This is a genomic window from Streptomyces torulosus, assembly GCF_001419765.1.
In the GTDB taxonomy this organism is placed as follows: domain Bacteria; phylum Actinomycetota; class Actinomycetes; order Streptomycetales; family Streptomycetaceae; genus Streptomyces; species Streptomyces torulosus.
On record NZ_LIRK01000423.1, the window covers coordinates 1 to 10626 of the forward strand.

Below are 10626 nucleotides of genomic sequence, written 5' to 3' on the forward strand. Positions count from 1 at the left end.
CACCAGCAGCAGCCCCCGCCCCGAGACACCCGACTCCCCCGCCTCCCGGCGGCGCGGCAGCGCGCTGGAGGAGTCCTCGACCTCCACCCTCAGTCGCCGTTCCGTGCCGGTCAGCGCCCGGAGCGTCACGATCGCGGAGCCCTCCGTGTGCATGAGCGCGTTGGTGATCAGCTCGTCGGCGACGAGCTCGATCTCGTCGGCCCGCTCCCGCGCGCCCCACGTGCGGACGGCCGCCCCGATCATGTGCCGGGCCTCGGTGAGCGCCNNCAGGGCCACGTCGTCGTCGCCACCGCGTTCCTCCGCCACGTCGATGAGCCGGTCGGCGAGGTCGTCGACGTCGTCGGGGCCGGTGGTGATCAGCGCCTGCAGCGTGAGCATGCCGTCGTCGAGGTCGGCGCCGGGCTGTTCGATGAGGCCGTCCGTGCAGAGCAGCAACGTGTCCCCGGGGTCCAGCTCGATCGTGCTCACGGGGTACTCCAGGCCCCCGAACTCGGCCGACAGCCCGAGCGGCAGGCCGCCGTCGACGGTGACCCGGCGGCAGCCGCCGTCGGGCGCCCGGATGAGGGGGTCGATGTGTCCGGCCCGGACGATCTGGACCACTCCGGTGGACAGGTCGGCCTCCGCGTACAGGCACGTGGCGAAGCGGTCGGTGTCGAGTTCGTGGAGGAAGGCGGAGGCGCGGGACATCACGGTGGCCGGGGTGTGGCCCTCGGTGGCGTACGCCTTGAGGACGATGCGCAGCTGGCCCATGACGGCGGCGGCATGGGTGTCGTGGCCCTGGACGTCGCCGATGACCGCGCCGACGCGGCCGCCGGGCAGGGGGACGAGGTCGTACCAGTCGCCGCCGATGTCCCGGCCGAGGGAGCCGCCGAACGACGCGGCCCGGTAGCGGACGGCGATGTCGGCGCCGGGCACGCTGGGGATGGACCGGGGCAGCATGGCCTGCTGGAGGCCTTCCGCGAGGTCCTTCTCCCCCTCGTAGAACATGGCCCGCTGGAGGCTCTGGGCGATGCTGCTGCCGAGCGCCACGAGGACGTCGCGTTCCTCGCGGGTGAAGCCTCTGCGGTCGTTGTAGAGCAGTCCCATGGCGCCGATGGGCCGGGCCTGCACGATCAGGGGCAGATAGGCGGCCGAGGTGATCTGGAGGTCGGTGATGTGCGGCCAGAGCAGCGGATACGACTCGGCGAACTCCTCCGGTGACTCGATGAAGTGCGGTGCGAGGCTCCGTACGACCTCGTTCATCGGGTACTTCACGTCGAGGCGGGTGATCCGGGTGCCGGGTACGTAGCTGGCCCGGGGGCCGGCGGCGATCATCCGGATGCGGCCGGCCTCGACCAGGCCCATGACGAGGCTGGTCGCGCCGAGGTGGGTGATGCCGTCGGTGTCCTCCAGGACGTCGATCACGTCCTGGACGGTGCGGGCGTGGGCCAGGGCGGCGGTGATGACCTGTACGACGTCGGTGCGTCTGCGGCGGGCCTCGTCCAGGGTCGCCTGCTCCGTGCGGGCACTGATCTCCCGCAGTTCGCGGGTGGCGTCGCGGACGATGCCGATGACCCGGTACGGGCGGCCGGTCTCGTCGCGGCGGATGTAACCCTGGGTGTGGGTCCAGCGGGGGGTTCCGTCGCGCAGCCGGATACGGAAGTAGGCGCCGTAGTTCTCGCTGCCGTCCTTGAGGGCCTGGGACACCAGGGTGTCGAGCTTGCGGCCCTCCACCGGGGGGACCCGGACGGTCAGACTCTCGGGCTTGCCGTCGTACTCGTCGGGGCGCAGGTCGAAGACCTCGTGGGCCGTGGCGTCCATGTGCATCACGCCGGCGTCGAGGTCCCAGTCGAAGCTGCCCATGAGATTGAGCGCCAGGACGGGGTCCGGGTGGGCGAGCCAATCGTCCGGCAGCGGCAGCTCACTCGCTCCCCGATCAACCATGTGGCCACTTTGCCAGGGTTTGCCCGATTATTCGAGTGGGGACGGGCTGTCCTGTTTCAGCCGTCCGGATCCGATCGCTAGTGTCGGTACCGCCCCTGTTCCGGCGCGCGACCCAGGAGCGCGACAGCCATGGACTGGTTCACCGCACCCGACTACTGGCTCGGCCGGCTGCTCTTCCAGCGCTCCCTCGCCGTGATCTACCTGGTGGCCTTTCTGGGGGCGGCCCTTCAGTTCCGGGCGCTGCTCGGGGAGCGGGGGATGCTGCCGATCCCCCGTTTCGTCGCACGGATGCCCTGGCGGCGGTCACCGAGCGTGTTCCACCTCCACTACTCGGACCGGTTCTTCGCCGCGTGGGCGTGGGCGGGCTGCGCGGTGTCGGTGGCGCTCGTCGCCGGGGCGGACTCGCTGCTGCCCCTGTGGGGCGGCATGCTGCTGTGGCTGGTGCCGTGGGTGATGTACCTGTCGATCGTGAACGTCGGCCAGACCTGGTACGCGTTCGGCTGGGAGTCACTGCTCCTGGAGGTCGGCTTCCTCGCGGTGTTCCTGGGCAACGACGAGGTGGCACCGCCGATCGTCGTGCTGTTCCTGCTGCGCTGGGTGCTGTTCCGGGTGGAGTTCGGCGCGGGCCTGATCAAGATGCGCGGCGACGAGTGCTGGCGGAAGCTGACCTGCCTCTACCACCACCACGAGACACAGCCGATGCCCGGACCGCTGAGCTGGTTCTTCCACCGCCTGCCGAAGCCGCTCCACCGGGTCGAGGTGGCCGCCAACCACGTCACCCAGCTGGTCGTCCCGTTCCTGCTGTTCACCCCGCAGCCGGTGGCGACGGCCGCCGCCTCGCTGATGATCCTGACCCAGCTGTGGCTGGTGCTGTCCGGCAACTTCAGCTGGCTGAACTGGATCACCATCGTGCTGGCCCTGTCGGCGGTCGACCTCGGCACCGGCGCGCCCGACGCCCCCGGCGCGCCCCTGTGGTACGAGATCGTCGTCCTCGCCATGACCGCGCTGGTCCTCTGGCTCAGCTACCACCCGGTGCGCAACATGGTCTCCCGCCGCCAGGTGATGAACCGCTCCTTCGACCCGCTGCACCTGGTCAACACCTACGGGGCCTTCGGCAGTGTGAGCCGCGTCCGGTACGAGGTGGTGGTGGAGGGGACGGCGGACGAGGTGCCGCGCGAGGACGCGGGCTGGCTGGAGTACGAGTTCCGGGGCAAGCCGGGTGACCCTCGGCGCTGGCCCCGCCAGTTCGCCCCGTACCACCTGCGGCTGGACTGGCTGATGTGGTTCGCGGCGCTCTCCCCGGCGTACGCGCATCCCTGGTTCGGCGGCCTGGTGGAACGTCTCCTGGAGAACGACCGCGACACCCTGCGGCTGCTGCGCCGGTCCCCCTTCCCCGCCGACACCCCGCCGCGCTTCGTCCGCGCCCGTCTCTTCCGCTACCGCTACACGACGTGGCGGGAGCTGCGGGCGACGGGTGCCTGCTGGGAGCGGACGTATGTACGGGAGTTCATGCCGCCGACACGGCTGGCCGTGCCGGCGGTCCGGGACCGGTAGGGCCGGTCACGGCCGCGACCGGTAGAGCCCGAACTCGGCGATCCGCGCGGGCTGCCGCGTGCTCGTCACCCGGATCCGCCGGCGCCGCGCCCGTATGGGCGTCGGCAGCGGCAGGATGCGGCTCGCCCCGACCGTGCCGGCGGTGGCGACCCGGGTCCAGGCGCCGGCCCGCTGCGCCTCCACGACGCAACGCTCGATCTGCCGGCCGTGCCGGATGTCCTCGGCACATGGGGGTGGGAGCTCCTCGGGTCGGTTCAGCGGGAGACCGGCTGCCAGACGGCCGCGGGCCGTTGGTCCGGCGGGTACTGCGTGAGCCGCCCGTCGGCGGTGATGTGCACGGCCATCCGGGTGATGGCGTTGACGAGCGCGTAGCCGCCGGCCGCCGGCTCCAGCTGCCAGCGCTGGAGGGTGTTGCCGGCGGCGCACGGCTCCTCGGTGACCGCGCTGCCGGGCTCCAGCGGGACGTTGAGGGTGAGCCTGCCACCGCGTGTCTCCAGGCATCTGCCGGTGGTGGTGGAGGCGAGGGTGACGTAGCCGTCCGGGGTGCGGCGCAGCGCGTACGCGGCGGCCGTGGCTCCGCTGCGGAAGGTGTAGGTCCCGTCGGGGACCGGTACGCGGGTCAGGTCCCGCCACCCCGGCGCGTGGCCGACCGCGGCGGCGCGGGCGGTGAACCCGGCGTACGTCGGGTCGGGGCGGGGTGCGCCCCAGGTGGCCTGGGCGAGGTGCCGGAGGGCCGGGTCGGCCGCGACCGCGACCTCGTTCTCCGTCTCCCCGCGTCCGTTGTCGGGCCAGAGGCTGATCTTGGCGCCGGTGACGCCCTCGGGTGAGGCGAGCCGCTCCCCCTCGAAGACGCGCGGGTCCCAGCCCTGTTCGTACAGGCTGCCGGTGTCCGTGTGGAAGCCGCCGCGGACCAGGTAGAGGGAGTAGGCGGCGTTCATCACCGGGTGGCCGTCGGCGATCAGCCGGCTCGGTTTCACGGCCACGTCCAGCCAGTGCTCGACGGTCGTGCCCGCCGCGACCGGGACGGTGTTGGCGCCGGTGAGCCCGTCGTTCCAGATGCGCAGCGTCCTGCCCCGGGCGGCGGCGTGGGCCTGGACGCGGTTGACGAAGTCGACGAAGGCGTCCTGTGGGGTGGCGTTGGCCCCGTACTTCTGGCGCGCGTAGGCGAGGACCTGGGGGTACTTGGCGAAGTCGGAGCCCAGCATGTACTCGTCGGCGCCCATGTGCCAGGAGGTGGAGGTGAAGACCTCCGCGTACTCGTCCATCAGGGAGGTGTAGTAGGCGAACGCCTCGGGCGTGGTGATGTCGAGCCGGGAGAGCTGTTTCCTGCCGTCGGAGTCGGTGAGCTGGAGATCGGGGCGGTTCTCGATCCAGGGGTCCATGTGCCCCGGGGAGTTGATCTCCGGGACGATCTCGACGTGGTACTTCTCGCCGAGGGCGACGAGGCGGCGGATCTCGTCCTTGGTGTAGTAGCCCCAGGTGTTGGCCTCGGGGTGGGCGTCGCTCCTGACCTTCAGTTCCAGCAGGAGCTGGTTGAGCTTGTGGTACGCCATGTCGCGGACCAGGTTCTCCAGCCACTCGGTGGAGATGTGGATGTAGCAGGCGCAGACGCCGACGCCGCGTTCCGCGTAGCGGGGCACGTCGACGGTGCGACCGGCGGGCACGCGGTCGCCCCGGGCGAGGAGCTGCAGCAGGGTGCGGGTGCCGTAGAAGGCACCCGTGCCGGTCCGCCCGGTGATCGACAGGCGCCGGTCCGCGCGCAGTTCGTAGCCCTCGGCGCCGAGTGCCGCGCGTGAGGCGTCGACGCCGACAACGATGTCGCCGGTCCGTGCGCCGCCCCGGACGACGGGGACGGTGCCGCGGCCGGCGGCGTGCAGGTCGTCGGCGAGGGTCCGGGCCACGTCGACGGCCTCCTGGTCCCCGGCCACGATGCGGCTGCCGGAGCCGAAGACGTAACTCCCCTGCCCGGCCGTCCAGTCGGACAGGGCGGGCACCGTGGTCGGGGGTCCGGCCGCCGTCCGGGCCACCGCGGGCACGGGCGCCGCGATCAGCACCAGTCCGACCAGGACACCGACCACTCTGGACCATGCCATACCGCTCCACCTCACAGGCAGCCTGAAGGCATCGGATGTCTGCATCCTCGAAGCGTTTCCCCCACCTGTCAATGGGGCTGTCGCGCAAGGGAGTTGGGACGGGTGATCGGATGACTGGTCGATGCCGAGGGGATCCCTGGTCATGGCTCTCGACGCGGCGCCGCCCCAGGGGGCACAGTGCTCCCACGCACACCAGATCGACAGGGAGCCCCCGTGACCAGCTGGGTCGGCCGGACCGCCGCCGAGATCGCCGCCGCCGTACGGGAGAAGCGGGTGACGCCGCGCGAGGTGGTGGCGGAGCATCTCGCGCGGATCGCGTCGCTGGACGGGCGGATCGGCGCGTTCCGTACCGTCCGGGCGGAGGCGGCGCCGGCCGAGGCGGACGAGGTGGCGGCCCGCGCCGACCTGGGCGGACTGCCGCTGGCCGGGGTTCCGGTGGCGGTCAAGGACAACCTCGCGGTGCGGGGCGAGGCCACGCGCAACGGGTCGGCGGCCACACCGGACGGCCCGGCCGCCGCGGACCATGTGACAGTGGCCCGGCTGCGCGCGGCGGGCGCGGTGGTCGTGGGCCTGACGAACGTGCCCGAGCTGTGTGTCTTCGGTACGACCGACGGGGTGCACGGCACCGCTCGCAACCCCTGGGACCTCACCCGGACCACCGGTGGCTCGTCCGGCGGGAGCGCGGCGGCGGTCGCCGCCGGCCTGGTGCCGATCGCGCTCGGCAACGACGGGATGGGCTCGCTACGCATACCGGCCGCCCACTGCGGCCTGATAGGGCTGAAGCCGGGCTTCGGTGTCGTCCCTGCGGACATCGGGCACGGCGACTGGTTCGGCATGTCGGAGAACGGCCCGCTCGCGACGACCGTCGAGGACGCCCGGCTGATGTTCCGGGTCCTCGCGGGCACGGACCCCGGCGAACCGGCCCCCTCCTTCTCGCCCCGCAGCATCGCCCTCTCCGTGCGCAGTCCCCTGGTGGGGGTGACCGTGACGCGCCCGTACGCCGATACCGCGCGCCGGGCGGCAGAGTCGCTGGCCGGGGCGGGCCACCGGGTGCGGCCCGCCGACCCGCCGTATCCGCTCTGGCTGGGCACGACGTCGCTGGCGCACTGGACGGCGGGGACGGCGGTGGACGCCGAGGGTCTCGACCCGGCGCTGCTGACCCGGCGCACCCGAGTGCACGCCGCGGTGGGGCGCCGCTTCCTGAAGGGCGTCCGGGCGGGCGACCGTCGGGAGCAACTGCGTCGGCGGATGGAGCCGTTCTTCGCCGAGCACGAGGTGCTGCTCACGCCGACGCTCGCCCGGCGCGGGCCGGCCGCCGCGCCCTGGCACGAGCGGGGGTGGCTGCGCAATCTGCTGGTGAACACGAACTGCTCGCCGCTCACCCCGCCGTGGAACCTGACGGGCTGGCCGGCGATGTCGGTGCCGTTCGGCACGCTGCCGTCGGGCGCCCCCTGCGCGGTGCAGCTGGTGGGCCGCCCCGGCTCCGAGCTCGAACTCCTCGCCGTGGCGGAGCAGTTGCAGGAGCTGCACCCGTGGCGGCGAACGGCGCCGCTCGACTGACGGGGGCCGAGACAGCCTCCGGCCGACGCGCGTCCGGAGGCCCGGTGCGTGGCGTTCCCTGGGCGGCCCCGTACACGGCGGTCCAGGGGCGACCCCATGCATGGCAGTCCCTAGAGGGCCCGGTACATGATGTGCAGCCCCACTCTGCCGTCCCGAGGGTGCTCGAAGGCGTCGGGCACGGTGCCCAGGACGGTGAAGCCGAGGGAGGTCCACAGACGGACGGCCGGGTTGGTCTCGACGACGGCGTTGAAGACCATTCCCCGGTAGCCGTCGGCCTTGGCCGCGGCCAGGACGTGCTCGGCGAGCGCGCGGCCGATGCCCCGGCCGCCGTGCTCGGGGTCGACCATGAAGCCGGCGTTGGCGATCCGGGCGGCGGGACCACCGTAGTTGGGTGTGAGGAAGGCGGAGCCGACGACCGCCCCGGTGCCGTCCTCGATGACGAACACACGCTTGGTGGGGGCCATCCAGAGGGCGCGGGCGGCTTCCTCGGAGGTGTCCGGGTCCCAGGTGTAGGTCTCGCCGGCGGCGACTACGCGGTGCCAGAACGGCCAGATCCGCGGCCAGTCCTCGGCGGTGGCTTCTCTGATCTGCATGGGCGTGAGTCTGGCACGCCCATGCAGACGGCGATCGCGATGGCGCTGAGGGGTCAGTCCACGCTGGGCAGGATGTGGGGCTCGGCGAGGTCGTCCTCGTAGCCCGCGAGCCGGATGGGGGCGGACCTGGCCCACACGTCGAGGCTGCCGAGCTCCTTCTTCGTCCGGCCGGCGCCTTCGGTGCGTTCCTTGGGGCGCTGATCGCGATTCGTCTTCTCTGGTGTCACCGCGCACTCCTTATGTGTCGGGTCACCCTCGGGACGTCGGCCCAGCCTGCCGCTGCTCGCCTGACATCCGCTCGGGTCTGAGTCGAGGTCAGTTCGGACGCGGTGGCGCCGGATTCATTTGGGTGAGAGCAGGCCGTGGTGACCGGCTTGTCCCGGGACGGACCGTGGGTGTGGGTGGAACCCATATAAGGCTGTCCGTCCGGTACAGAGTAACCAAATGAGCGGGTGCCTGCTCGATGGGGCTGAAAACACGAGGTAACTGTCTTGAGTCATTCCGCGTTCAGCGGGCCACCGTCCGGCGATTCGCCCTGTTCCATTACGTTTTGCTACCACCCGATCGGTCTAGTTCCTGAACTCCGCGCTCCACCACGGCTCCAGCGGATCGCTGCCTTCGGCACGCAGTTCAGGTCCCGTTGGCCGAATAGCAAGCCGACCATGATCTGCTCCTGTGTCGCAACGGCATTTCTCGCGGGCGGACTCGGGAGGACCGACGCATGGAGCTGCGCGGCATCGACGAGCTGATGGATCTGCTGTACGCGTGCCGAGGTGCCAGGGACGCGCCCGGCTTCCCTGGCGGCCCAGGTGGTCCGGGCGGTCCGGGAGATCAGCACGAGCACGCCCTGCGCACCGCCGCGGTGCTGCGCCGGGCACGGCCGGCCGACAAGGAACTCCAGGTGGCCGGCCTGGTGCACACCCTCGGCCGTCTGCTCCGTCCGGGTGACGACACCGGCCACGCCGACCTGGCCGCCGACGCGGTGCGCCCCCTGCTCGGCGAGCGGGTCGCCCGTCTCGTACGCCTGCACGCCCTCGGCCCCGACGACCTCGTGCGCATGCACGCGGGCGGCTGGGCCGACGCGGCCCTGATGGAGGACGTGCTGACACTGCGGGACGCGCACGAGGCGGGCCGCACCCCAGGGGTGGACGCCGGTGTTCTAGAGGACTGGCGGACGGTGCTGGAGCTGGTGTCGGACCGGGCGAGGGCGTCTCACCACTTGCCGGGCGCGTAGTCCTTCAGGAAGACGCCGTACAGGTCCTCGCCCTGCTCGCCGCGGACGACCGGGTCGTAGACGCGGGCCGCGCCGTCGACGAGGTCGAGCGGGGCGTGGAAGCCCTCCTCGGCGAGGCGGAGCTTGTCGAAGTGGGGACGCTCGTCGGTGATCCAGCCGGTGTCGACCGAGGTCATGAGGATGCCGTCGGTCTGGAACATCTCCTGGGCGCTGGTCCGCGTCACCATGTTCATCGCGGCCTTGGCGGCGTTGGTGTTCGGGTGGCCGGCACCCTTGTAGCCGCGGCCGAAGACGCCCTCCATCGCGGAGACGTTCACCACGTACGCGCGTCCGCTCGGCGCCTTCCGAGCGGCGTCGGCCATGGCCGGGCGGAGCTTGCTGATGAGGATGAACGGCGCGGTGTAGTTGCACAGCTGGGTCTCCAGCAGCTCCACCGGGGAGATCTGCTCGATGGTCTGCACCCAGGTGTTGCTGTCCACCACGTCGGGGACGAGCCCGCCGGCGTCGATGGCGGTGCCGTCGAGGTGCCGGGCGACACTGGCGTTGCCCGCGACCAGCGCGAGGTCGGCGACGCGCTGCGCGTCGAGACCGCTGGTGCCGACGGGAAGCTCGGCCGGTCCCGTCAGCCGGTCCACCGCGCCGGAGTTGAAGGCGCCGATGACATGGTGGGCGGGCAGTTCCCCGGCGGGCAGCGGGGCGCTCTCGCCCTCGACCAGGGCGGCGTAGGCGGAGGGCAGCCGGCGCACGGTCTGCGTCGCGTTGTTGATGAGGATGTCGAGGGGGCCCGCGTCGGTGACCTGGTCGGCGAGCGCGACGACCTGGGCGGGGTCGCGCAGGTCGATGCCGACGACCTCCAGGCGGTGCATCCAGTCCGCGGAGTCGTCCATCGCCTTGAAGCGGCGGATCGCGTCCTTCGGGAACCGGGTGGTGATCGTGGTGTGCGCGCCGTCCCGCAGCAGCCGCAGGGCGATGTACATGCCGATCTTGGCGCGGCCGCCGGTGAGCAGGGCGCGCTTGCCGGTGAGGTCGGCGCGGGCGTCACGGCGGGCGCGGTTCTCGGCGGCGCAGTCCTGGCAGAGCTGGTGGTAGAAGTAGTCGACCTCGACGTAGCGGGCCTTGCAGACGTAGCAGGAGCGCGGGCGCTGGAGTATCCCCGCGATCTGTCCCTCATCGGTCACCGACGACGGCAGGATGCCCTCGGTCTCGTCGTCGATGCGCTGGGCGGAGCCGGTGGCGGTGGCCTCGGTGACCGCCTTGTCATGGGCGGTCTTCGCGGCGCGGCGCTCCTGGCGGCGGCGCTGCTTCACCGTGCGGTAGATCGCGGCGGTGGCGCGGCGCACCGTGATCGCGTCCGGGTGGTCGACGTCCAGCGTGTCGAGTTCCTCGAGCACGCTGAGGCAGACGGCGAGCCGCTCGGGGTCGATACCGGGGCCGTACACGGCCTCGTCCGTGGTCGCCGGGCCGTCCTCTGTCACCGTCATCGCGCTGCCGTTTCCCTGATCACCCGCGGCGCGCCGACTCGCGCCCGTCACCGAACGCGGAATTCTACGGACGTCAGCGCGGCTGACCAAACGCGGGGCGCCCAGTAGCTCGGGGGTGCGCGTGGTTTGTGGCGGGTGTGGGTGGGGGTTTCTCGCGCAGTTCCTCGCGCCCCTGGAAAAGCAGGGGC

Annotated in this window: 9 protein-coding genes and 1 pseudogene; 3 read left to right on the forward strand and 7 right to left on the reverse strand. The window is 71.9% G+C overall.

From position 1 onward, the window contains the following. A partial coding sequence (locus AOK23_RS50375) for an ATP-binding protein (protein ID WP_240496587.1) occupies positions 1-265 on the reverse strand: 265 nt, incomplete at both ends. 2 nt (positions 266-267) lie between these two features. Continuing rightward, positions 268-1923: pseudogene (locus tag AOK23_RS27460) on the reverse strand (SpoIIE family protein phosphatase); the annotation flags it as partial. Between the two features lie 129 nt (positions 1924-2052). Here AOK23_RS27460 and AOK23_RS27465 point away from each other — a divergent pair. Beyond that, a complete protein-coding gene (locus tag AOK23_RS27465; RefSeq protein ID WP_055715304.1) occupies positions 2053-3477 on the forward strand; it encodes a lipase maturation factor family protein in 1425 nt (474 codons plus the stop codon). A gap of 6 nt (positions 3478-3483) precedes the next feature. Here AOK23_RS27465 and AOK23_RS45645 read toward each other — a convergent pair whose 3' ends face one another. Both AOK23_RS45645 and AOK23_RS27470 read right to left on the reverse strand, forming a co-directional pair. Next, on the reverse strand, positions 3484-3660 hold the full coding sequence (locus tag AOK23_RS45645; RefSeq protein WP_338056527.1) for a hypothetical protein: 177 nt from the start codon (positions 3658-3660) through the stop codon (positions 3484-3486). Between the two features lie 71 nt (positions 3661-3731). After that, positions 3732-5570, reverse strand: a complete 1839-nt coding sequence (locus AOK23_RS27470) for a family 20 glycosylhydrolase (protein WP_055715305.1) — start codon at positions 5568-5570, stop codon at positions 3732-3734. A 213-nt stretch (positions 5571-5783) separates the two neighbouring features. Here AOK23_RS27470 and AOK23_RS27475 point away from each other — a divergent pair, with 213 nt between their 5' ends. Then, on the forward strand, positions 5784-7130 hold the full coding sequence (locus AOK23_RS27475) for an amidase (protein WP_055715306.1): 1347 nt from the start codon (positions 5784-5786) through the stop codon (positions 7128-7130). Between the two features lie 110 nt (positions 7131-7240). On the opposite strand, the gene AOK23_RS27480 is transcribed toward AOK23_RS27475, so the two are convergent. Then, positions 7241-7723 carry a GNAT family N-acetyltransferase gene (locus tag AOK23_RS27480; RefSeq protein ID WP_055715307.1) on the reverse strand — a complete coding sequence of 161 codons (483 nt, stop codon included), beginning with the start codon at positions 7721-7723 and terminating at the stop codon, positions 7241-7243. Positions 7724-7776: 53 nt separating this feature from the next. After that, positions 7777-7950, reverse strand: coding sequence for a hypothetical protein (locus AOK23_RS48605; RefSeq protein ID WP_167738834.1), 174 nt, complete (start codon positions 7948-7950; stop codon positions 7777-7779). Between the two features lie 494 nt (positions 7951-8444). On the opposite strand from AOK23_RS48605, the gene AOK23_RS27485 reads away from it, so the two are divergent. Then, positions 8445-8957 carry a hypothetical protein gene (locus tag AOK23_RS27485; protein WP_055715308.1) on the forward strand — a complete coding sequence of 171 codons (513 nt, stop codon included), beginning with the start codon at positions 8445-8447 and terminating at the stop codon, positions 8955-8957. Here AOK23_RS27485 and AOK23_RS27490 read toward each other — a convergent pair. Beyond that, positions 8936-10438, reverse strand: a complete 1503-nt coding sequence (locus tag AOK23_RS27490) for an SDR family NAD(P)-dependent oxidoreductase (RefSeq protein WP_055715309.1) — start codon at positions 10436-10438, stop codon at positions 8936-8938. The two genes, AOK23_RS27485 and AOK23_RS27490, sit on opposite strands and share 22 nt — an antisense overlap. Positions 10439-10626 lie beyond the last annotated feature (188 nt).